This window comes from Roseibium sp., assembly GCF_965233565.1.
Lineage (GTDB): Bacteria > Pseudomonadota > Alphaproteobacteria > Rhizobiales > Stappiaceae > Roseibium.
This window is the reverse complement of sequence record NZ_OZ247494.1, coordinates 3,397,501-3,420,962: the sequence shown is the minus strand read 5'-3', so window position 1 is coordinate 3,420,962 and position 23,462 is coordinate 3,397,501. Positions and strand designations below refer to the sequence as shown.

16 protein-coding genes, 1 tRNA gene and 2 rRNA genes (1 of these 19 running past the window's edge) are annotated in these 23,462 nt (G+C 60.6%); 7 read left to right on the top strand and 12 right to left on the bottom strand.

Annotated features, from left to right (window positions below):
* Positions 1-166: 166 nt before the first annotated feature.
* Positions 167-1,084 (bottom strand): LysR family transcriptional regulator, encoded by a 918-nt coding sequence (locus tag ACO6TG_RS15825; RefSeq protein ID WP_422374077.1) that lies wholly within the window; start codon positions 1,082-1,084, stop codon positions 167-169.
* A gap of 121 nt (positions 1,085-1,205) precedes the next feature.
* Between ACO6TG_RS15825 and ACO6TG_RS15820 the strand changes: the two genes are divergently transcribed.
* Complete coding sequence (locus ACO6TG_RS15820; protein ID WP_422374076.1) at positions 1,206-2,468, top strand: urate hydroxylase PuuD; 1,263 nt, start codon at positions 1,206-1,208, stop codon at positions 2,466-2,468.
* Positions 2,469-3,161: 693 nt separating this feature from the next.
* Here ACO6TG_RS15820 and ACO6TG_RS15815 read toward each other — a convergent pair.
* Positions 3,162-4,061: a LysR substrate-binding domain-containing protein gene (locus tag ACO6TG_RS15815; protein ID WP_422374075.1), complete on the bottom strand. Its 900-nt coding sequence runs from the start codon at positions 4,059-4,061 to the stop codon at positions 3,162-3,164.
* 201 nt (positions 4,062-4,262) lie between these two features.
* Between ACO6TG_RS15815 and xdhA the strand changes: the two genes are divergently transcribed.
* From xdhA to maiA, 6 genes are all read left to right on the top strand, one after another.
* Entirely contained in the window at positions 4,263-5,726 is a 1,464-nt protein-coding gene (gene xdhA / locus ACO6TG_RS15810; protein WP_422374074.1) for a xanthine dehydrogenase small subunit, read from the top strand.
* Positions 5,727-5,740: 14 nt separating this feature from the next.
* On the top strand, positions 5,741-8,083 hold the full coding sequence (gene xdhB / locus ACO6TG_RS15805; protein ID WP_422374073.1) for a xanthine dehydrogenase molybdopterin binding subunit: 2,343 nt from the start codon (positions 5,741-5,743) through the stop codon (positions 8,081-8,083).
* A 3-nt stretch (positions 8,084-8,086) separates the two neighbouring features.
* Positions 8,087-8,941 carry a xanthine dehydrogenase accessory protein XdhC gene (gene xdhC, locus ACO6TG_RS15800; RefSeq protein ID WP_422374072.1) on the top strand — a complete coding sequence of 285 codons (855 nt, stop codon included), beginning with the start codon at positions 8,087-8,089 and terminating at the stop codon, positions 8,939-8,941.
* 66 nt (positions 8,942-9,007) lie between these two features.
* Positions 9,008-10,591, top strand: a complete 1,584-nt coding sequence (locus ACO6TG_RS15795; protein WP_422374071.1) for a xanthine/uracil/vitamin C permease — start codon at positions 9,008-9,010, stop codon at positions 10,589-10,591.
* A 67-nt stretch (positions 10,592-10,658) separates the two neighbouring features.
* A complete protein-coding gene (gene guaD, locus ACO6TG_RS15790; RefSeq protein WP_422374070.1) occupies positions 10,659-12,032 on the top strand; it encodes a guanine deaminase in 1,374 nt (457 codons plus the stop codon).
* Between the two features lie 494 nt (positions 12,033-12,526).
* Positions 12,527-13,171 (top strand): maleylacetoacetate isomerase, encoded by a 645-nt coding sequence (maiA, locus tag ACO6TG_RS15785; RefSeq protein ID WP_422374069.1) that lies wholly within the window; start codon positions 12,527-12,529, stop codon positions 13,169-13,171.
* Between the two features lie 15 nt (positions 13,172-13,186).
* Here maiA and hypF read toward each other — a convergent pair whose 3' ends face one another.
* The 10 genes from hypF to ACO6TG_RS15735 all read right to left on the bottom strand — a co-directional run.
* Entirely contained in the window at positions 13,187-15,517 is a 2,331-nt protein-coding gene (gene hypF / locus ACO6TG_RS15780; protein ID WP_422374068.1) for a carbamoyltransferase HypF, read from the bottom strand.
* The gene (locus ACO6TG_RS15775; protein ID WP_422374067.1) at positions 15,514-17,208 is read right to left on the bottom strand and encodes a hydrogenase maturation protein; all 1,695 of its coding nucleotides are present in this window, start codon (positions 17,206-17,208) and stop codon (positions 15,514-15,516) included. Before ACO6TG_RS15775 ends, hypF begins: the two co-directional genes overlap by 4 nt.
* Before the next feature lie 2 nt (positions 17,209-17,210).
* The gene (hypE, locus tag ACO6TG_RS15770) at positions 17,211-18,248 is read right to left on the bottom strand and encodes a hydrogenase expression/formation protein HypE (protein WP_422374066.1); all 1,038 of its coding nucleotides are present in this window, start codon (positions 18,246-18,248) and stop codon (positions 17,211-17,213) included.
* Positions 18,245-19,399, bottom strand: coding sequence for a hydrogenase formation protein HypD (gene hypD, locus ACO6TG_RS15765; protein ID WP_422374065.1), 1,155 nt, complete (start codon positions 19,397-19,399; stop codon positions 18,245-18,247). Before hypD ends, hypE begins: the two co-directional genes overlap by 4 nt.
* Positions 19,396-19,650 (bottom strand): HypC/HybG/HupF family hydrogenase formation chaperone, encoded by a 255-nt coding sequence (locus tag ACO6TG_RS15760; protein WP_422374064.1) that lies wholly within the window; start codon positions 19,648-19,650, stop codon positions 19,396-19,398. Before ACO6TG_RS15760 ends, hypD begins: the two co-directional genes overlap by 4 nt.
* 9 nt (positions 19,651-19,659) lie before the next feature.
* Complete coding sequence (gene hypB / locus ACO6TG_RS15755; protein WP_422374063.1) at positions 19,660-20,517, bottom strand: hydrogenase nickel incorporation protein HypB; 858 nt, start codon at positions 20,515-20,517, stop codon at positions 19,660-19,662.
* Positions 20,517-20,858 carry a hydrogenase maturation nickel metallochaperone HypA gene (gene hypA, locus ACO6TG_RS15750; protein ID WP_422374062.1) on the bottom strand — a complete coding sequence of 114 codons (342 nt, stop codon included), beginning with the start codon at positions 20,856-20,858 and terminating at the stop codon, positions 20,517-20,519. The genes hypB and hypA overlap by 1 nt, the downstream gene beginning before the upstream one ends.
* A gap of 796 nt (positions 20,859-21,654) precedes the next feature.
* Positions 21,655-21,731, bottom strand: a tRNA-Met gene (locus ACO6TG_RS15745).
* A gap of 207 nt (positions 21,732-21,938) precedes the next feature.
* Positions 21,939-22,053: ribosomal RNA gene (rrf, locus tag ACO6TG_RS15740) — 5S ribosomal RNA — on the bottom strand.
* Between the two features lie 179 nt (positions 22,054-22,232).
* A 23S ribosomal RNA gene (locus ACO6TG_RS15735) occupies positions 22,233-23,462 on the bottom strand (it continues 1,491 nt past the right edge of the window).

Below are 23,462 nucleotides of genomic sequence, written 5' to 3'. Positions count from 1 at the left end.
GATTGCATGATTCTGCAGAAAATTGCAAATTCCTGCATCAATTTGCAAAATAGATTACCTAGCGCGGCCGAAACGACGCACCTGTCTTCATGCCGGCAAACGCATCAAGCATCTGGTTTCAATTGTCTTTGACTGTTTTGTAAAAGCGTCGGACCAGCAGCTTTGCCTACCGCCCTGGCATCTCAGACAGCGCCCTCTGAATCTGGGCAACCATGAAATCCAGAAACAGGCGCACCTTCGGATCCTGACGGCGGCGGTGGGTGTAAAGGCACGCCATCTGGACAGGGATGGGCGGCTCGTTTTCAAGGACGGGGACCAACCGGCCATTGGCGAGATGATCGGCGACTTCGAACACCGGCTTCAAGACAATCCCGTGGCCCTCCAGCGCCCAGCCGGTCAGAACGTCGCCATGGTCGGATTCAAACGGCCCCGAAACCGCGACGCGCTTGACACCGGCTTCGGTCTGCAGCGGCCACTGGAATTCTGGTGCGCCGGGATAACGCATGTTGAGACAGTCATGCCGGCCGGAAGCCAGATCCTCGCTGGTTTGCGGCATGCCCTTGCGGGCAAGATAGTCCGGAGAGGCACACAGGATACGGCTGCAATCCGCGATCTTGCGGATCTTCAGGTTGGAGTCTTCCGGCGTCCCCAGAAAGAAGGCCGCATCCAGGCCTTCCCCGGTCAGGTCCACCTTGCGGTCCGAAAGGCGCAGGCGGATATCGATCAGCGGATTGGCCTTCTTGAAGGTTGGGATTGCCGGCGCGATCAGGCGCTGGCCCATGCCGATCGGCGCGGCCACGAACAGCGTGCCGCGCGGCGATCGGGTAACATTGCTGATCTCCGCTTCGGCCTCTTCCACGGCCTCGATGATTTTTGTTGCACCGCGATAGAACAAATTGCCATGTTCGGTCGGGCTGAGCGCACGCGTGGTGCGCTGGAACAGGCGCACATTCAGGTGCTCTTCCAGCTGCGACACACGGGACGAGGCCACGGCCGATGAGATCCGCAAGTCACGGGCGGCAGCCGACATGTTGCCGAGTTCATAGACGCGCAGAAAGGTGCGAATGTTTTCTAAGTAAGCCATGCGAGGGCCACTCTAGCCGGTTTATTGTTCGGTTTTTTTTGAAACTGCTCGGAATTATCCCGAGATACCAGATAATCCGGTCCTGCGCTAGGTTGGGCGAAACGTTTTTGGAGGAGTTGCAATGCTGGACATTGCCATCATTTGGGACTGGATCGCCTTTGCCGTGCGCTGGCTGCACGTGATCACGGCGATGGCCTGGATCGGGTCGTCCTTTTATTTTGTCGCGCTGGACCTTGGCCTGAAGAAGGCCCCCGACCTGCCCAAGGGCGCCCATGGCGAGGAATGGCAGGTGCATGGCGGCGGTTTCTATCATATCCGCAAGTTCCTGGTCGCCCCGGAAAACATGCCGGAACACCTGGTCTGGTTCAAATGGGAGAGCTACACGACCTGGCTCTCCGGCGCGGCGCTGCTGATGATCGTCTACTGGGTGGGCGGCGAACTCTACCTGATCGATCCGACCAAGGCCGATCTCTCCCTGTGGCAGGGCATCCTGATTTCTGGCGGCTCCCTTGCGATTGGCTGGGTCATCTATGACCGGCTGTGCAAGTCCAGGCTCGGCGAAAGCCCGACCGTTCTGATGGTACTGCTCTTCGTTCTGCTGGTGGCCATGGGCTACGGCTACAACGAGATCTTCACCGGCCGGGCGACGATGCTGCATCTGGGCGCCTTCACCGCCACGATCATGACCGCGAATGTGTTTTTCATCATCATTCCGAACCAGAAGATCGTTGTTGCGGACTTGAAGGCCGGGCGCACGCCGGACGCCAAATACGGCAAGATCGCCAAGCTGCGCTCCACCCACAACAACTACCTGACCCTGCCGGTCGTGTTCCTGATGCTGAGCAACCACTATCCGCTCGCCTTTGCGTCCGAATACAACTGGCTGATTGCTGCGCTGGTGTTCCTGATGGGTGTCACCATCCGGCACTATTTCAACACCAAGCACACCGGCGCACCGGCCCCGACCTGGACCTGGCTCGCCACCGCGATTCTCTTCGTCGCGATCATCCAGCTTTCCATGGCGCCGCTGCAGCAAAGCAGCTGGGAAGCCTCCGAGGCGCGGGAGCTGACACCGACCGAACAGGTCTTTGCCAAGGCCGACGGGTTTGAGGACGTGATGGCCATTGTCCCGGGCCGCTGCGGCATGTGCCATGCCCGCGAACCCTTCTACGAGGGCATTCGCTGGGCGCCGAAGAACGTTCTTCTGGAAACCGAAGCCGACGTGGTGCGGGCTGCCAAGGAGATCTATCTCCAGTCCGGCGTCACCAACGCCATGCCACCGGCCAATGTCTCCTACATGGAGGAGGAGGAGCGGCAGAAGATCATCCAGTGGTACAAGAATGCGCAGGCACAGCTGCCGTTCGGAGTGGCCGTCTCGCAGTGAACACGGGCACCGATGTGATTGGAAACGCTCCTCCTTGCGGGGAGCGTTTTTTGGTTTGGCAACCTCTCGCTTGTCATCCCGGTTTGGCGCAAGGCGACAAGACCGGGATCCAGTACGCCGCAGCTTTCGAGACTTGCTCGCCAGCGGAAGAGGTTACTGGGTCCCGGATCTTCGCTTTGCTGCGTCCGGGATGACAAGCGAGAGGTAGTGCTCGAAACCTTGGTTCGGCAAGCTGGGGCGCGACCCGGGTCTCTTTCCGTTCGCCCGGGGCGACACCGAGTTTTGGCTGCCAGCTTTGTTCCGTTATCAACATCCGCGTCCCGCTTCGCCTCGCTTGTCGAAAAAAAACAGCACCTTTCATCGTCATCCCATGGCTCGACCCTGGGATCCATGCCGTTTCCTTTCCAAGCAGAAAGGCCTCACGTTAGGCACTGTCACGGCATGGATTGCAGGGTCGAGCCCTGCAATGACGACTACGGCTGGTTCTGCAACTTCACCTATCCGCCCACATCCGCGTGCCGTTTCGCCTCATTCGTCCAGAAAAAAGCACCTATCAACGTCATCCCATGGCTCGACCATGGGATCCAAGCCGTTTCATTTCCAAGCAGAAAGGCCTTACGTCAGGCACTGCCACGGCATGGATTGCAGGGTCGAGCCCTGCAATGACGACTACGGCTGGTTCTGCAACTTCACCTATCCGCCCACATCCGCGTTCTCGATCACGAAATCCACGAAATGGCGGATCTTCGGGTCCTGCAGGCGTCGGTGGGGATAGAGGCAGCCGAAGATGGTTGGCGGCGGCGGCGTCTCAGTCAGGATCTCGACCAGGCGCCCGCTCTCCAGATGGGCGGCAACGTCGAAGCGCGGCTTGTTGACGATGCCGTGGCCGGCAAGCGCCCAGTCGGTCAGGACATCGCCGTGGTCGGCATCCATGTTGCCGGAGACCTGCAGCTTGCGCGGGCCATCAGCTGTGTCCAGAACCCAGAAATATTCCGGCGAGCGCGGATAGCGCAGCAAAAGACAATTGTGGTCGTCGGACAGAAGGTCGTCCGGTGTTTTCGGCGTGCCGTGCCGTTTCAGATAGTCCGGTGCCGCGCAAAGAACCCTCGGGCAATCGGAAATCTTGCGCAGTTTCAGGTTGGAATCCTGCGGCGTGCCGATGAAAAAGGCGACATCCAGCCCATCGGAGAGTATGTCGACCTTGCGGTCCGAAAGTCGCATGTGGACTTCCGTTGCCGGAAACCGCTCGACGAAACGCGGCACCAAAGGCGCAATGATGCGGCGCCCCGCGCCAAGCGGTGCAGTCACTCTGATCACGCCGCGCGGGGTATCGGAAAAGCTGGCGACGGCCGCCTCCGCGTCCTCGATCGATTCCAGCGCCTTGACCGCGTAATCGTAGAACACCTTGCCGACCTCGGTCGGTGTCAGAGAGCGCGTGGTGCGGTTGAAGAGGCGCACACCCAGGTGCTTTTCCAGCTCCTTGATGCGTTTGCTGGCGACCGCCGGCGTCAGGCGCAGGTCCCGTCCGCCTGAGGTGATGCTGCCCAGCTCGACAACGCGCGTGAACACGCGCAAGGATTCCAGATAGGACATGAACCGGCTCCCTCATTTGAATTCCTGTGCCTTTGCAGCAGCTTGACTGGGTCTCCGACTTTCGTCGCATTCCCCGTTGGACAGTATCGCATAGCGATTTTCAATGATCTGTTGAAAGTATTTCCGGAATCACCGGATTTTTCGCAAGGGTCTCGCAGCGTAGCGTTCCGGGCTGAGAGAGAAAACTTTCCCGAGGACGCAATGACCCACCGCCCGGACATCCGGTTTCTGCTGAATGGTGCCGACATTTCCGTCAGCAACGTTGAAGCTGACAAGACCCTGCTTGACTTCCTGCGCCTGGAGCGCCGCCTGACCGGCTCCAAGGAAGGCTGCGCCGAAGGGGATTGCGGCGCCTGCACCGTGATGGTCGGCCGTCTGGCTAATGGCGTTCTCAAATACGAAACCGTCAATGCCTGCATCCGGTTTCTGGCATCGCTCGACGGCTGCCACGTTGTCACCATCGAACATCTCAGAGGTGAAAACGGCGGCCTGCATCCGATCCAGCAGGCGATGGTCGATTACCACGGCAGCCAATGCGGTTTCTGCACACCGGGCTTTGTCATGTCGCTCTATGCGCTGTGGATGGAAAATCCGGAGCCGAGCGAAACCGAAGTCGAGACCGCGATCCAGGGCAACCTCTGCCGCTGCACCGGCTACCAGCCGATTGTTGCAGCTGCCATGGCGGCCAACCAGTATGGCTCACCGGCACGCGACTTCCTGGAACTGGAACGCGTCGACATTGCCGAGCGCTTGACTGCGCTTCAGGACGGCAAGCGGGTGGTTACAGGCCCGGCGGACAATCAGGCGATCCTGCCGGCGAGCGTTGCAGACTTTGCAACCGTTCTGGAAGAACAGCCGAACGCGACGATTGTCGCCGGATCGACCGATGTCGGTCTCTGGGTCACCAAGTTCATGCGCCCCATCGGCCCGGCCGTCTTCATCAGCCACCTGGAAGAGCTGAAATCGGTCACTCTTACCGACACCGCCCTCGAAATCGGCGCCGGTGTCACCTATTCGGAAGCCCAGCACGTCCTGTGCGAGGCCTTCCCGCACCTGAAAGCCTATTGGGACCGGATCGCCGGGCAGCAGGTGCGCAACATGGGCACCATCGGCGGCAACATTGCCAACGGCTCGCCCATCGGCGATACGCCCCCCGTCCTGATCGCGCTCGGCGCGCAGATTGTCCTGCGCAAGGGCACGGCCCAGCGCAGCCTGCCGCTTGAAGACTTCTTCATCGAATATGGCAAACAGGATCGGGCCCCGGGCGAGTTCGTGGAAAGCATTTTGATCCCTCTGTCGCGTAAGGGCCGGATGCACGCCGCCTACAAGATCTCCAAGCGCCGTGACGAAGACATTTCCTCCGTGGCCGCAGGGTTTTCGGTCTCGGTGGCCGATGGACGCATCACCGACTGCCGGCTGGCCTTCGGCGGCATGGCCGGAACGCCGAAACGCGCCGAAAAGGCAGAAGCCGCGCTGCGTGGCCAGCCCTGGTGCCAGGCATCGTTCCAGGCTGCCGCTCTGGCCCTCGGCGCCGACTTCACGCCGCTCAGCGACTGGCGCGCCTCGGCCGATTACCGGCTGACCGTCGCCCGTAACCTGCTGCAACGTTTTTTCCTGACCCATGACGATCAGTCCGCCGAGCCGGTCGATCTTCTGTCCGCGTAACTGGAGCACACACGATGAAACACGACGTCATCCAGCACGCGAAGAAGACCATCAGCGGCGGTGTCCACACCGACAGGCGCCATGACAGCGCCGAAAAACACGTCACCGGCCGCGCCGATTATTGCGACGACATTGCCGAACCGCAGGGCACGCTGCACGCTTATCTCGGCGTTTCCAGCGTTGCCCATGGCCTGATCACCTCGATGGACCTTGCCGACGTCCTGGCGGCGCCCGGCGTTGTCGGCGTCCTGACGGCCGACGACATTCCAGGCCACAACGACATCAGCCCGACCGGCAAACAGGACGAACCGGTCTTTCCAACCGAAAAAACCGAATTTCACGGCCAGCCGCTGTTTGCCGTTGTCGCCGAAAGCCGCGACGCCGCACGGCGTGCCGCCGAATTGGCAAAGATCGGCTATGACGTGCTGCCGCACGCGCTGGATCCGGTTGCAGCGCAGGAAGCGGAATACCCGCTGATCACCGATCCTCTCAAACTGGAACGCGGCGACATCGCGCCCGCATTTGAGACGGCAGACAACCGGATCAAGGGCCGGATCACCATTGGCGGTCAGGATCACATGTATCTGGAAGGCCAGATCGCCTTTGCCATACCGGGCGAAGACGATGATGTTGCCGTTCACTGCTCCACCCAGCATCCAAGCGAAGCCCAGCATATGGTGGCCCATGTTCTGGGCGTGCCGTCGAATGCGGTCACCGTCAATGTGCGCCGCATGGGCGGAGGCTTCGGCGGCAAGGAAAGCCAGATGAACCTCTTCTGCGCCGTGGCCGCCCTGGCCGCGAAGAAGTGGAACCGCCCGGTGAAGATCCGCCCGGACCGCGACCAGGACATGACCGCCACCGGCAAACGCCACGATTTCGTGGTCGACTATGACGTCGCCTTTGACGACGCCGGCCGCATCCAGGCGGTCGACAGCGTGTTTGCCGCGCGTTGCGGCTATTCCTCGGACCTCTCCGGCCCGGTCACGGACCGTGCGCTGTTTCACGCCGACAATGCCTATTTCTACCCGAATGTCCGCCTCAAAAGCCGGCCGATGAAGACCAACACGGTCTCCAACACCGCCTTTCGCGGCTTCGGCGGACCGCAGGGTGTGGTTGCGGCGGAGCGCATGATCGAGGAGATCGCCTATGCGCTCGGCAAGGACCCGCTGGAGATCCGCAAGGCCAATTTTTATGGCGACCGCACCGACGGCCGCTGCCTCACCCCCTATCACCAGGAGGTCGAGGACAACATCTTGCCGCGCCTGATCGGTGAGCTCGAAAGCTCCTCCGAGTACCAGGCCCGCCGCGAGGCGATCCTTCAGTTCAATGCCCGTTCCTCAATTCTCAAGCGGGGCATTGCGCTGACACCGGTCAAGTTCGGCATTTCTTTTACAGCCACCTGGTACAATCAGGCCGGCGCACTGATCCACATCTACAATGATGGCTCGATCCACCTGAACCACGGTGGCACCGAAATGGGCCAGGGGCTCAACACCAAGGTGGCGCAGGTTGTCGCCGACGCATTTCAGGTCGATTTCGAGCGCATCAAGATCACGAAGACCACGACGGAAAAAGTGCCGAACACTTCGGCCACCGCGGCCTCTTCCGGGACGGATCTCAATGGCATGGCCGCGCTCAATGCTGCCGAGCAGCTGAAAGAACGCCTGACCGCTTTTGCCGCGGAGACCTATGGCGTTGCCCAGGATGATGTCCGGTTTGCAAACAACATGGTTCAGGCCGGCCAGGAGCTGATCCCGTTCAACGACCTGGTGCGCCAGGCCTATATGGCGCGGGTGCATCTGTCGGCCGCCGGCTTCTACAAGACGCCGAAGATCCATTGGGACCGCGCCGCCGGCAAGGGACGGCCCTTCTATTATTATTCCTATGGCGCCGCCTGTTCGGAGGTCGTGGTCGACACGCTCACCGGGGAATACCGGATCGAACGCACGGACATCCTGCATGACGTCGGCAAGTCGCTGAACCCGATCCTCGACAAGGGCCAGGTGGAAGGCGCCTTCATCCAGGGCATGGGCTGGCTGACCACCGAAGAACTCTGGTGGGACGGTGCCGGACGGCTGCGGACCCATGCCCCGTCCACCTACAAGATCCCGCTTGCCTCGGACCGGCCGCGGCAGTTCAACGTCAACCTCGCGGACTGGTCGGAAAACAAGGAACGCACGATCAAACGGTCCAAGGCCGTTGGCGAACCGCCCTTCATGCTCGGCATTTCGGTCTTCGAGGCCCTCTCCATGGCTGTCGCCAGTGTCGCCGACTACCGCGAATGCCCGCGTCTTGACGCGCCGGCGACGCCGGAGCGGGTTCTGATGGCAATCGAGCGCCTGCGGGCCGGAGGCTGACCCATGTCCTTTAGCGTCCGCCAGGCCGAAACCTTCTTCAGCGCTTCAAAGCCGCTGATCCGGATCGAGCTGACCCGCGTTTGGGGGTCGTCTCCCCGGGAAGCCGGCACCGAGATGTTTGTCGGTCTTGAGACGCTTTTCGGAACGATTGGCGGCGGTCAGCTGGAGCATATCGCCATTACCCAGGCGCGCACCATGCTGGTGGAAGGCACGCTCGCCGGCCAGCTCGATCTGCCGCTAGGACCGGAAATCGGACAATGCTGCGGTGGGCGCGTGGAACTGCAGCTGACGCGGATGCGCCGTGCCGATCGGCAGGATGCGCTTTACCGCCTCCGGCGCGAGGAAAAGACCCTGCCGCATGTCTATGTACTTGGGGCAGGCCATGTCGGCCGGGCTATTGCCAATGTGCTTCAGCACGCCCCGGTCAATTGCATTCTGGTCGACATGCGCAAGGAAGAACTGGCCCAGTGCTCGGCAGAAGTCGACATGCGCCTGCGCGCCATTCCCGAAGTCGAAATCTACAATGCCCCCGAAGGCAGCGCCTTCGTGGTGCTGACCCATGATCACGGTCTCGATTTCCTGCTGACCTCAGCGGCCCTCGAGCTCGGTCATGCGGCCTATGTCGGCATGATCGGTTCTGCCACCAAACGCGCCAAGCTGCGCTCCTGGTGCGACAGCCATTGCAATGGCCTGTCGATCGACCAGCTCACCTGTCCGATCGGCGCAACAGGCAGCCCCGATAAACGCCCCGAAATCATTGCCGCCTTTGTGGCGTCCGAAGTGCTCACCGCCCTGACGGCGGGGGTCCGGGCGGTCGGCGGCAGGGAGGAGACTGCGCCGCTTCAAGCCGCGCAGTAAACACCGGCCGGTCCCGCCTGCGGGAGAGGGTGCGACCTGGCCTTTTTACCTGAAAGGAGACCCGACATGCGGGTTGGGAGGTACGACTACAAACTGTTCTCGAGAGGGGATTTCAGCGCTTTCTGGGCTCTGTTCACCGACAATCTCGTGAATCTCATGGTGCTCTCGGGCATCTGTCAATTCGTGTTCCAGATGCCGGCGGAGATCGTCTATGGCCGGATCGTTCCAGGCGCCGCCATTGCCATCCTGGCCGGTGTCGCGATCTATGTTCTCCTGGCAAAGCGGGCTGCCGCGCAACACGGCCGGGACGTCACCGCACTGCCCTACGGCATATCCACGCCGGTGATGTTCGTCTATCTCTTCGGCGTGATCGGTCCGATCTACTGGGCAACCAACGATCCGGTGCTCGCCTGGCAGGTCGGCATCGGCGCCGGTTTCATGGGCGGCATCGTTGCCGGGCTTGGCGCCATTGTCGGCCCCTGGCTGAAGAAGGTGACCCCGCGCGCCGGCATGCTCGGCACGCTTTGCGGCATCGCCCTGGTTTTCATCGGCACCGTGCCTCTGGCCACTGTCTTTGAAAACCCGTTCATCGGCTTTGCCTCGATGATCATCATCCTGTGGGGTTTGGTCGGCCGGTTCCGGCTGCCGTTCAATATCCCGGCCGGTCTTCTGGCGCTTGCCGTCGGCACCGTGGTGGCGCTCGCCATCGGCCAGTCCAAGATCAGCTTCGACGGGGTCGGTTTCTATCCGCCGGTGCCCTATTTCGGCGACCTGATCGCGGGCATCCAGCACCTTTTCGCCAATCCGGAACTGTTCTTGGTTCTGGTGCCGGTACAGATCTACAACTTCATCGAAACGATGAACAACGTGGAGAGCGCGGAAGCCGCCGGCGACCATTATCCGGTCGCGACCTGCCAGATCACGGACGGTGCCGGCACCATGATCGGTGCGCTGTTCGGCTCGCCTTTCCCGACCACCGCCTATATCGGTCATCCGGCCTACAAGCGCATGGGCGCCCATTCCGGATATGTGATCGGCGTCGGTCTGGTCATTCCGCTGGCCGCGTTCCTGGGGCTTCTGGCCTTCCTCAACAACCTGATCCCCGTGGCGGCGGCCGCGCCGGTGCTGGTCTTCGTGGCGCTCAGCCTGATCACCAACACGGCGCATGCGGTCAAGACCGATCACATGGCAGCTGTCACCATCGCCATGATGCCGCATGTCTCCAGCTTCCTGATCATCAAGTGGGGCTCGCTGATCGGTGCGCTCGGGGCAACCGGGGCCGCCGGCATGCTGGCCCTCGGCGACCCGAAGCTGACCGCAGCCATGCTGCAGCAGGGCGCGCATTATGAGGGCCACCTTGCGCTCAGCCAGGGCGCCATCCTGACCGGTCTGATCTGGGGGGCGATCGTGGCCAGCGTCATCGACGGCAAGTTCCGGATCGCAGGCGGGTTTGCAGCCGCCGCCTTCCTGATGGCCTCCGTCGGCATCATCCATTCGGCAACGCTGCACTGGCCGGACTTCTCCACCGTCAGCCTCGGCTACCTGATCGCGGCCGCGTTCCTTTTCATCTATCCGGTGTTCCACCGGGAGGAAGCAATCGTTCCGGAAGCCGAACACGTTGAAAACGCACACCCGACACCGGGCGAATAACAGACACTTGAAACACCTTCGGGGCGGACCTTCCGCCCCGAAACTCTGACCAACTGGAGTTTTTCCGATGCAATCCGACCGCCTGCTCCTGCGCGGACGCCTGTTGACCTTCAAGGCCGAGCCGCAAACGCCGGATGATACGGCCGCCTTCGACTATATCGAAGACGGCGCGCTTCTGATCGAGAACGGATTGATCCTGCGCCATGGCACTTACACCGACGTGGTGACTGATGCCGGATCTGCGGACATCATCGACCATCGGCCGCATCTGCTGACAGCCGGTTTCATCGACACCCATATCCATTTCCCGCAAGTGCAGATCGTGGCCTCCTGGGGCGCGCAGCTGCTCGACTGGCTCAACACCTACACGTTTCCCGAAGAAACCCGGTTCGCCGAGGAAGACCACGCCGCCGCGATGGCCTGTCGCTTCTTCGATCTCCTGACAAATCACGGCACGACGACAGCTGTCGCCTATTGCTCGGTTCACAAGGGTTCGGCCGAAGCCTATTTCGAGGAAGCCGAACAGCGCAACATGCGCATGATCGGCGGCAAGGTGCTGATGGACCGCAACGCACCGGATGGTCTGCGCGACACGCCGTTATCCGGTTATGACGACACCAAGGCCCTGATTGAAAAATGGCATGGCCGCGGCCGTGCGCACTATGCGATCACACCGCGTTTCGCGATCACTTCGACGCCGGCTCAGATGGAGATGGCCGGCGCGCTGGTCACTGAGCATCCCGATTGTTTCGTCCAGACCCATCTGTCTGAAAACAGGAACGAAATCGCCTACACGCTGGAACTCTATCCGGAGGCTCGCGACTATCTCGATGTCTACCAGAGCTACGGCCTTTTGTCGGACAAGATGCTGCTCGGCCACTCGATCCATCTGGAACAGCGCGAGATCGATGCCCTCGCCGAGACTGGCGCCCGGCCGGTCTTCTGCCCGACGTCCAATCTCTTTCTTGGCAGCGGCCTGTTCGATGATGCAGGCCTGAAATCCAGGGGCATCGTCAACGCGATTGCCACCGATATCGGTGCGGGCACCAGCTACTCCATGCTGCAGACCCTGAACGAGGGCTACAAGATCCTGCAGCTGCAGGACCAGAAGCTGCACCCGTTTCGCGCCTTCCACTGGATCACCCGCGGCAACGCTGTGGCGCTCGGCCTGGAAGACAGGATCGGCACGCTCGACGAAGGCACGGAAGCCGATATCGTGGTGCTGAACGCGCGCGCCACCGAGGCCATGGCCTTGCGCATGGAGCGGGCCGAGACGCTGGCGGAAGAACTCTTCGTCCTGCAGATGCTTGGCGACGACCGCTCGATTGACGAGGTCTACGTGGCCGGCAAGGCGCAAAAAGGCAAGGCACCTGTGATGGCCGGACAAAGACCCTCTTCCCGGTCGCGTGCAAGTCGGGAAAAAGAACTGGTTCTGAGCTGAGAAGATTCAACCTCTCGGTTGTCACCCCGGGCGACGCGCAGCGCAGACCCGGGATCCAGTAACCACCGCCGTCTGCGATAAAGACAAAGCGCTGCGGCCTACTGGGTCCCGGTCTTGCCGCTACGCGCCAAACCGGGATGACAAAAGAGGGGTGACTGGGGAAAAAGGCGCTGTTTGCGAACACCAATGCTCCCTCCACCCACTGGTGTCATCCCGGGCGAGCAACGCGAGACCCGGGACCCACTCGTTTGCAGAGCCTCCATTCGGCACAGCTGCGTTTCGGCAAATTCCTCCCCGCTTCAGCCAGCTGAACCGCGAGTAGGCCCCGGATCTGCGCGCTGCTTGTCCGGGGTGACACGGAAGGGTTTGAGCGCTCTCCTTTCTCCGCGGCCGTAGGCTAATGCCTCAACATTCCTTCGCATCGCACATACTCCCCTTGCCAATTCAGGGCCGAATAGGTGTATCTATGCGCATTGCGTGTCCGGGAGGGTTTGATGGCAAAAGACATTGTTTTTTATGATTACTGGCGGTCTTCCGCGAGCTACCGGGTGCGTATCGCGCTCAACCTGCTTGGCCTTGAAGCCGATTACCGCCCGGTCAACCTGCTGACACGCGCGCATCTGGAAGACGACTATCTGAAGCTCAATCCGCAAGGGCTGCTGCCGGCCGTGATCATCGACGGCAAGACACTGACCCAGTCGCTGGCCATCATCGAATATCTGGACGCCATCGTCCCGGATTCAGATCTGCTGCCGGATGACATTGACGGCCAGTACCGGGTCCGACAGCTCTCCTACGCCATCGCCATGGAAATCCACCCGGTCTGCAATCTCAGTGTGGTCAAGCATGTCAGCGACCTGACAGGCGGCGGTGACGAGACCAAGGTGGCCTGGATGCGGCATTTCATCGGCAAAGGGCTCGCTGCCTTTGAAGATCTTCTGGATGAAAACGGTCCCTTCTGCCATGGCAACAGCCCGACCATGGCCGACTGCTGCCTGATCCCGCAGCTCTACAATGCCGAGCGCTGGGGTGTGGACCTTTCAGATTTCACGAAAACCCGCCGCGTGGCCGAGGCCTGTCAGGCGCTCGAAGCCTTCAGGGACGCTCATCCGGACGCCGTTGGCGCGCCACCGGCCTGACGCCCGGTCCTGGCTCTAGAGCATCATGGATGCGGCGGCGATGGCTGCCTGTCCGAGGCAAAGGCCGCCGTCATTGACAGGCAGTTGCCGCGGCTGCAGGACTTTCATCCCTGCCGCCCCTAGCTGCATGGCCAGCCCGTCAGCCAGGATCGCGTTCTGCATGACACCGCCGGACAGGATGATCCGGTTCAGACCTCTGCGTCTGGCAATATCCAGGCTTGTTTGGGTCAGTGTTTCGATGAGAGCCAGATGAAACCGCGCGGCGATCCGTTCCGGCTCGACACCCCGGCTCAAATCGGCAATCAGGGCGCTCCAGAGCGGGGCCCAGGAGAAGACAAGGGCGTCCTCCTCAAGGACATGAACCGGATAACCGCTTTCGGATTTGAGACAGGGCCGGGCAAACGCCTCGAGCCTTGCACCGGTTTCCCCCTCATAGCTCTGTTTTCCTGCGCAGATACCAAGCGCAGCTGCAACCGCGTCAAACAGCCGGCCTGCAGATGAAGACAAAGGCGCATTCAAGCCCTTGCGGATCATCTGGTCCATCACGCCAAGGTTTTTGTCTTCAAAGCCCGGGATCGACCTTGCAAGCCGCTTAGCCTTTTCAGGGCCAAAGGCAGCATGCAAATGCGCAAACAGGTTGCGCCAGGGTTCGCGGACCGCCGCGGTTCCCCCCGGCAGGGCTACCGGAAGGAAATGGCCAACCCGTTCGAATTCACGGTAACCGCCGACAAGCAGTTCACCGCCCCAGATCGTGCCATCGCTTCCAAGGCCCGATCCGTCGAGCAGGATTGCAAGGCAGTCTTCCTCGTCCCGTTCAACGCCGTGTTCTGCGAGGCATGCGGCCAGATGGGCGTGGTGATGCTGCACCTCGACGAGATCCGCGTCCAACGCGCTGGCCAATTGCCGCCCCAGCTGTGTCGACAGGTAGTCCGGATGGCTATCGACAGCGATCACTTCGGGTTCAAAACCATGGCTCTGCCGGTAAAGGTCCAGGTTTTTCTTCAGGTCTTCCAGGGCCAGCCTGTTTTCAAGGTCGCCCAAGTGCTGTGAGACAACGGCCTCTCCTGAACGCAGCAGACAGAAGGTCGATTTCAACGCGCCACCCATCGCCAGGACACGTGGGGCCGTCTCAAAGGAGGCCGGAAAGCGCAGCGGCGTCGGCGCATATCCCCTGGCCCGGCGAAGGACCACCGGACCCGCACGAGACAACCGCACAACACTGTCGTCGAGCCGGTTCACAATAGCCCGGTCATGCATCAGAAAGCCGTCGGCTATGGGCTTGAGTTTCCGTCGCGCCTCTTCGTTGTCGATCACCTGCGGCTCTTCGGAAAGATTGCCGGACGTCAGCACGACCGGTCCGTCCAGCCTGGCCATCAGGAGATGATGCAGAGGTGAATAGGGCAGCATCACGCCCAGTCGGTCCATGCCGGGTGCCAAGAGCTCCGGCAGGCCGGTCGCCGAAATCTTCTCCAGAAGCACAATGGGGGCCGCGCGATCTGCCAGAAGGACCGCTTCCTCATCGCTGACACGGCAGAACTCCCGGATCTGAGCGATGTCCCGCGCCATCAGGGCAAGCGGTTTGGACGGCCTGGCCTTGCGTGCGCGCAGCGTTTCGACAGCCGCCGCATCGCCCGCGTCAACGGCCAGATGAAAGCCGCCAATGCCCTTGATTGCCAGAATGACGCCGTCCGTCAGTTGCTGCGCGGCCCACTCGATCGGATCGGTGGTTTCGAAACGCCTGCCCTGCTGCTCGGCCCAGACCGTCGGGCCACACTCAGGACAGGCATTGGGCTGGGCATGGAACCTGCGATCGGCGGGATTGTCGTATTCGGCCTGACAGGCCTCGCACATGGCAAAGGCGGCCATCGACGTTGTGGCGCGATCATAGGGAATGGCTGTGACAATCGAGAGCCTCGGCCCGCAATGGGTACAGTTGGTGAATGCGTAGCCAAAGCGCCGGTCGGACGGGTCAAGGATCTCCCGCAGGCAGTCCGGGCAGGTCGCCGCATCCGGTACGATGCCGGTTGTAATCTCGCCTGGTGCACTGGCAATGATGTGAAACCCCGCAGGCAGCGCCTCTGAAGGCTGGGCAATCATCCGCTTCGCGATTGTATCGATGCGGGCCAGTGGTGGCTGTTCACCGCGCAGGCGGTCCAAAAACCGGTCAATCGCTGTGGCAGTCCCCCGGACCTCGATCAGCACGCCTTCCGCGTCGTTCAGAACATGACCGTCAAGCCGTTCCTCCTGCGCCAGGCGCCAGACAAAGGGCCGGAACCCGACCCCCTGGACCTGTCCCTTGACCCGAACCTGCAATGCGCCTTGCTCTGACGGCATTGGCGCGGTCATGAGACAGTACCCGTCCGTTGCCGAACAGCATTACGGCCGGAACGGTGAGTTGCAAGCGTCAGCGGCGTGCGCGATTTCGCAACCTTGCGGACAAAATTGTACCGGGCAACATGATAGCTCGGATCAAAGCCGAAGAAATTCCGGCGCATGCGGGCAAGTTCGGCCTCGCGGTAATCTGCAAGCGGTTTTGCACGCTCGTCCCGCTCACGCTGCACCGCCTTTGCGGTCAGTCGTGCGGTCAGGTCCTGGTCTGCCAGTCCGGAGGCCGCCTCCCGGACCTTATCGGCAAATGACGCCTGGTCGGCCTCAAAGACCCGGTTAGCGAGCCCAAGTTCGAGTGCTTCTGCCGCTCCCATCGGCCAGCGGGCCCTGGCAATCCGGTCTGCATTTTCCGGGCCGGCATGTTTCGGCAGAAGATAGGTCCAGTATTCTGAGCCATAGAGATTGCCCATGTCCTTGTAATGCGGGTTGAGCACGGTCGCGGACCGGATCCAGACCTCATCCGCGGCTCTGGCGAGAAAGACCCCGCCTGCACCGGCGTTGCCGCCCATGGCGGAAATGACCCATTTGCCGGTGGTCCGGATGATCGTCTCGGCAAGGTCGTCGATCGCCAGGATGTTGTTCCAGCTTTCTTCCGCCGGACTGTCCGCCGCCTCGATCAGGTTGAGATTGAGGCCGTTCGACCAGTGGTCACCCCCACCGGTAAGCACAAGGACCTGCACGGAACTTTGCGTGGCCGCCTCAAACGCGGCAAGCATCCGGCGGCAGGCGTCCGTGCCCATGGCGCCGTTATAGAAATCGAAATGCAGGTATCCGACCCCTGCAATCTCTTCAAAGGCAATCTCCCGATAGGCACCGGGAACGTCCTGAAGCTCGTCAGCTTCTGCCGCGAAAACCGCAGTCGCCGGCAGCTTGATCGCCTTGGCGGATTTCCGCCTGACGTGACCGATCCAGACCACGCCATCAACGGTCCTGACCGCCAGCGCCGGGCCAGACCGGCCAATGACGGTGCCCGGTTCTGCCTCCGGTCTGAACGAGGTTTTGCAGGGGCGGGCGTCAAAGAGGTAGGTTTCTGTTCCGAAAAGCTCGCTCAAGAGCCCCGGCATGCCGTCTGCGGAGCGGATCTTTTGCAGGATGGTCTCACTACGGTCCCGGGCCCAGTCGAGGGACCGGTCTGCCTGCTGCGGCGCAGAACGCCAAAGGGACGCTTCCCTTTCGACCGGCCTCGGGCTTTCTCCCGCGACATATTTATCCAGCGCCTCGAACACCGCAGAGACCGCCGCCTCGGTCACTTCATGCCGGTACAGGCTGGACTTGCTTGCCTGACGGAGTGCAAAAGACCGGCTCGCCCAGACCGGTCCGGCGTCCAGCTCGGCAACCGCCTGCAGAACGGTGACACCCCATGTCTTTTTACCTTCGAGTATGGCCCAATCGAGCGCTGCCGGCCCGCGGTCTCCGAGAGGCCCCGGATGAACGACAAGGCAGGGAAGCGCCTCAAACACGGATGCCGGAATGGCACGCTTCAGAAAGGGCGCAATCAGGAGGTCAGGCTGGAAAAGATCGACCGCTTCCTCTGTCACCGCATCGTTGATGTCGAATTCCACCGACACCTCGTGCCCCTTTGAACGGAGCTCGCAATGCAATCGCTGCGTCAGTGCGTTGAACGCGTGGCAGAGAAGCAGGATCCTCACGCTCAGCAGATCCTCGGCAACTGTTCTCCGGACAGCCAGTCGACGACACGCAGACCGCCAATGTCCGTTTCCATCTCGACAAGGCCGGCGGCGTCTTCCGTCACCTCACCGATAATTGCGGCCTCCTTGCCGAGCGGGTGCGCCTTCATGACGGCAAGCAGACGTTCCGCGTCACCCTGATCGCACAGGCAGATCAGCTTGCCTTCATTGGCGACATAGAGCGGATCAAGCCCAAGCAATTCACACGCCGCAGCGACATCCCGCTTCACGGGAATGGCGCGCTCGCGAAGATGCATGCCGACACCTGCGGTGCGGGTGATCTCGTTCAGCGTTGCTGCCAGGCCGCCGCGCGTCGGGTCGCGAAGGACGGCGATCCCGGGCACTTCGGCGATCATGTCGGCCACGAGCGTGTGCAGCGCGGCGCTGTCGGAGAGAAGTTCCGTCTCGAATTCAAGGTTTTCCCGCCTGGAAAGGATGGCGACGCCATGGTCGCCGATCGAACCGGAGAGAAGGATGGCCTGGCCCGGACGGGCATTTCCTGCAGACACATGAACCCCGTCAGGCACGACACCAAGACCGGTCGTCGTGATGAAGACCCCGTCTCCCTTTCCCTTTTCGACCACCTTGGTGTCTCCGGTGACGACGGGAACACCCGCTTCCCGGGCTGCAAGTGCCATGGAAACGACGATGCGCTCCAGATCGGCCAGCGGATATCCTTCTTCCAGGATGAAGCCTGCCGTCAGATAGAGCGGCCTTGCGCCGGCCATCGCCACATCATTCAAGGTGCCGTGAACCGACAGGGAACCGATGTCGCCGCCCGGGAAGAACAGCGGCGAGATGACATGACCATCGGTTGACATGACAAGCCGGCCCGTCGGCGCGGCCAGCAGGGCGGCATCATTGCCCTGATCCAGGATCGGATTGCCCAGATGCCGCTGAAACAGGTCCTGGATCAGATCCGCCATGGCACGGCCGCCGCCACCATGGGCCATATCGACGGCGCCTTTGCGCTTGCCGATTTCCGGTGTCACCGCATTCATGCAGCCGCCTCCTTCCGGCGCGTGCTGGCTGCCTGCCGGTGGCGGCCATAGGTCCAGTAAGCGGCGCAGGCCCCTTCTGAGGACACCATGCAGGATCCCATCGGCGTGTCCGGCGTGCAGACGGTGCCAAAGAGCTTGCAATCTGTCGGTTTCTTGACGCCGCGCAGGATGGCCGGGCACTCGCAGGACTTGACTTCCCGTGACTGCTTTTCGGTCACGGCAAAGCGTTTTTCGGCATCAAAAGCTTCAAAGCGCTCCCGGATCTTCAGGGCGCTATAAGGAACCGTTCCAAGCCCGCGCCACTCGAAACTCTTGCGCAGTTCAAAAATCTTCGAGACAAGCGCCTGGGCTTTCAGGTTGCCGTCGCGGGTGACCACGCGGGTGTATTCATTTTCCACCTCATGCCGGCCCTCGTTGATCTGCCGGATCAGCATCAGGGTAGACTGCATCACATCCAGGGGTTCAAACCCGGCAATGACAACCGGCTTGCCGAATTCTTCGGCAAAGAACGCGTAGGGCTCGGATCCGATGACTGAACTGACATGTGAGGGACCCAGAAATCCGTCGATCCGCACTGTGCCGAGGTCCCGCACTTCCGGCGATTCCAGAATATGGCCAATGGCGGACGGCGTCAGAACGTGGTTGCAGAAGACGGAGAAATTCCGGAGGCCTTCCTTCCAGGCCTGCCGGATGGCAACCGCCGTCGGCGGTGTCGTCGTTTCAAAACCGATGGCAAAGAACACTACCTGACGATCGGGATTGGACCGCGCAATGTTGAGTGCATCCAGGGTCGAATAGACCATGCGGATATCCGCGCCATCCGCCTTGGCCCTGATCAGGCTGCGCTGCCTGGTGCCCGGCACCCGCATCATGTCCCCATAGGTGCACAGGATCACATCGTGGCGTTCGGCAATCTCCACAGCGTCATCCAGGCGCCTGACAGGCAACACGCAGACGGGACACCCTGGCCCATGAACGAAATGCACGTTTTCCGGCATCAAGTCCTTGACGCCATAGCGGAAAATGGCGTGCGTATGCCCGCCGCAAAATTCCATCAGGTTGTAGCTGCGAGTGGGATCGGCCTCCTGCCGGATCGCCTCTGCAATCGTTTTCGCAAGGTCCCGGTCGCGAAACTCGTCGACATATTTCATTGGGACGTCTCCGCGATTTCCTGAAGCTCTTCCTGCAACACGCCGGCCTCGGCCATGAGCGACAGGGTCCGGCTTGCCTCTTCCGGACTGACCTTGTGGAGCGCGTAGCCCACGTGAACGAGCACATAGTCGCCGACCGAGAGGTCCTCCACCAGGGCGGTCGAGATCTTCTTCTTGATCCCTTCCAGGGCAACCACGGCCATGGAGTCGTCAAGAAGCTCGGTGACTTTCGCCGGGATAGCCAGACACATGGACCGCTCCTATTCCGCTGCGCCGAGGACCGGATGCCCGGCCAGTCGCATGGCGCGGGCCGCCTCGATCCAGCCAAGCCACTGATCGAGGCCTTCGCCTGTTTTGGCCGAGACCGTCAGGATGGTGATGTCCGGATTGATCCTGAGAGCATTTTCCCTGGCCGCTTCCACGTCGAAATCGAGATGCGGCAGAAGGTCGGACTTGTTCAACAACATGAGATCGGCCGCAGCGAACATGTCCGGGTATTTGAGTGGCTTGTCCTCTCCTTCCGTGACCGAAAGGATCGCGACCTTGTGGGCTTCGCCCAGATCGAATGCCGCCGGGCACACGAGATTGCCGACGTTTTCAATGAAGATCAGACTTCCGTCCCGCGGCGCCAGATCGTCTACCGCGTGTCCGATCATGTGGCCATCGAGATGACAACCCTTGCCGGTGTTGATCTGGATTGCACTGACACCCGTCTCGCGGATCCGGTCGGCGTCATTGCTGGTCTGCTGGTCGCCCTCAATGACATAGCAATCACTGCCCTTTTTCAATCTCTTCAGCGTTTCCACCAGCAAGGCTGTCTTGCCGGAGCCCGGACTGGACACAAGATTGAGCGCGAAGATCGACCGCTCGGCAAAAAAACGGCGGTTGGCATCGGCATAGGAATTATTCTTGGACAATATGTCCTGTTCCAGCTGGATCATCCGGGTTTGGCTCATGCCAGGAACAGAGGCGCCGGCGTCGCCGGTTCCGTAATGATGATGGTGGGCGCCGCCATGCACAGGCGCATGGTGATGATGACCGGCTTCATGCGCCGACACCGGCTTCTCGGACCCTTCCAGCCTGGCTTCGCCGGCGCCGCATCCGCAGACAGTACACATCAGGACACCTCCATTTCCTTGATCCGCAATTCACCGCCGCTGGTGATCTGCAGGTTGACCGCCCCGCAAGCGGGGCAGGGATCGTATCGTTCGACGATGGAAACCGTTTTGTTGCAAGACGCGCACCAGGCGGCGACTTCCGGGCAGATGATGTCAAGCCTGGCCTTTTCCGCAACACTGCCGCGCATGACAACGTCAAACCCGAAACGAAGCGCTTCAACCTCAACGCCGGACAGGGGGCCGACTTCAAGACGCACCAGATCCACTTTGGAAAAGGCCTGCTGATCCGCCTGGGCGTTTATGATTTCAAGGATGTTTTCGCATAATGACATTTCATGCATGAAGCGGTTCCTGGACAAGCTCTTAAACCGTTTCAATCACGATAGGACAGAAGCTGTGAGGCACGCTTTGAGATTTATCATTGGCGTGAACCACCAGGTGCACGGAGCCTGATGACTTTTGGTCCGCGCAAAGATTAGCTGGCGTGTTTTCAGGGATTTTCCCGTTTAACGCCTAGAAGTCGGCTGTGCTGAACCGAGCAGGCTTTTTTCGCCTTCTGCGTCGGGTTTTGTGCTGCTTGCGAGGGTCTGTCAGGTACCAATCGCCGCCCCCTTGCAACAAAAAACCCGGCACTTGGCCGGGTTATTTGTTGGTTTTGTGAGCAGTCTTTTCTGTTTGCTTTGCTTGATTGGGCCTTTGGGCTTGTCGCTTGTGGTGAACCGGCAATCAGGCCTTTTTGGCGCGTTTTGCCAGGTCCGCTTCGTGTTTTTCGCTGAGCGAATACGACAACAGCCCCACCCCTTACGGGATGAGGCTGTTATCGAATTTGGTTGGGGGAGCAGGATTTGAGGAGTTTTCTGCCCCGTTGCGTCGGACTTGCGTCCTCCTTGCGGGGCCCCCGTCAGGTGCAAATCGACGACCCCTTCCAACAAAAAACCCGGCTTGTGGCCGGGTTATTTGTTGGTTGCGGGAGCAGGATTTTATGTTCGCGTTGCTCCATTGCGCCTTCGGGCTTCGCCCTTGTCGTGAACCGCAAAACGGGCCTATTCGGCCCGTTTTGCAAGGTCCGCCTCCTGTCTCCACTGACCGAATACGACAACAGCCCCACCCCTGACGGGATGAGGCTGTTATCGAATTTGGTTGCGGGAGCAGGATTTGAACCTGCGACCTTCAGGTTATGAGCCTGACGAGCTACCGGGCTGCTCCATCCCGCGTTATTTTTTGGTTCCGGGTTACCGAAGTATCCTCGGTGGGCTTTTTTTTGCCCGGACATTTTTGCTTTGTTTGTCCTCGGCTTTCGCCTTCTGGCAAACGGGGCTGCTCCATGGTGCCGGCACCCTGGTGCGTTGAGCTATGAGGTGCTGGGATCCGGATTGACCGGCAAGAGGTTTCATCGTTGAGCAACAAACTGCGATTTGCAGGCCTGGCGGCGACCTACTCTCCCACACCTTAAGATGCAGTACCATTGGCGCTGGGGAGTTTCACGGCCGAGTTCGGGATGGGATCGGGTGGGGGCTCCCCGCAGTGGCCACCAGGCCGGCGAAGCGCAGTTTGTTTTCGTGAACTGGTCTTGTTTGGTTTTGATTATCTTAAACGCGCTCAAGTAGTCCAAAGGACGATAGCGCACTTAAAATGATCTGGGATTGTACGGCAGGGCCAAACCGAAGGTTTGGCGGATATGCCGGACGATTTCAGATGAACATTGATTAATGAGAGCGATCAAGCCGAACGAGCTATTAGTAAAGCTAAGCTTCATGTGTTGCCACACTTCCACACGCTTCCTATCGACGTGGTGGTCTTCCACGGCTCTTCAGGGAGAACTGGTTTTGAGGTGGGTTTCCCGCTTAGATGCTTTCAGCGGTTATCCCTTCCGTACATAGCTACCCTGCAATGCGGCTGGCGCCACAACAGGTCCACCAGAGGTACGTCCATCCCGGTCCTCTCGTACTAGGGACAGATCCTCTCAATTCTCCTACACCCACGGCAGATAGGGACCGAACTGTCTCGCGACGTTCTGAACCCAACTCACGTACCACTTTAATTGGCGAACAGCCAAACCCTTGGGACCTGCTCCAGCCCCAGGATGTGATGAGTCGACATCGAGGTGCCAAACAATGCCGTCGATATGGACTCTTGGGCATCATCAGCCTGTTATCCCCGGCGTACCTTTTATCCGTTGAGCGATGGCCCTTCCACGAGGGACCACCGGATCACTATGGCCGTCTTTCGACTCTGCTCGACTTGTCAGTCTCGCAGTCAGGCAGGCTTATGCCATTGCACTCAACGAGCGATTTCCGACCGCTCTGAGCCCACCTTCGCGCGCCTCCGTTACCATTTGGGAGGCGACCGCCCCAGTCAAACTACCCGCCACACACGGTCCCGGATATTGTTGTACCGCGGTTAGATATCCATGACGACAAGGGTGGTATTTCAAGGGTGACTCCACAAGAGCTGGCGCCCTTGCTTCGACGTCTACCACCTATCCTACACATGTCGTGACGAATACCAGTGTGAAGCTGTAGTAAAGGTGCACGGGGTCTTTCCGTCTGACCGCAGGAACCCCGCATCTTCACGGGGAATTCAATTTCACTGAGTCTATGCTGGAGACAGCGGGGAAGTCGTTACGCCATTCGTGCAGGTCGGAACTTACCCGACAAGGAATTTCGCTACCTTAGGACCGTTATAGTTACGGCCGCCGTTTACTGGGGCTTCAATTCGGTGCTTGCACACCTCCTCTTAACCTTCCAGCACCGGGCAGGCGTCAGACCCTATACGTCGTCTTGCGACTTCGCAGAGCCCTGTGTTTTTGATAAACAGTCGCCACCCCCTGGTCTGTGCCACCCCAATCCGGTTGCCCGAACTGAGGTCTCCCTTCTCGCGAACTTACGGGAGCATTTTGCCGAGTTCCTTCAGCATAGTTCTCTCAAGCGCCTTGGTATGCTCTA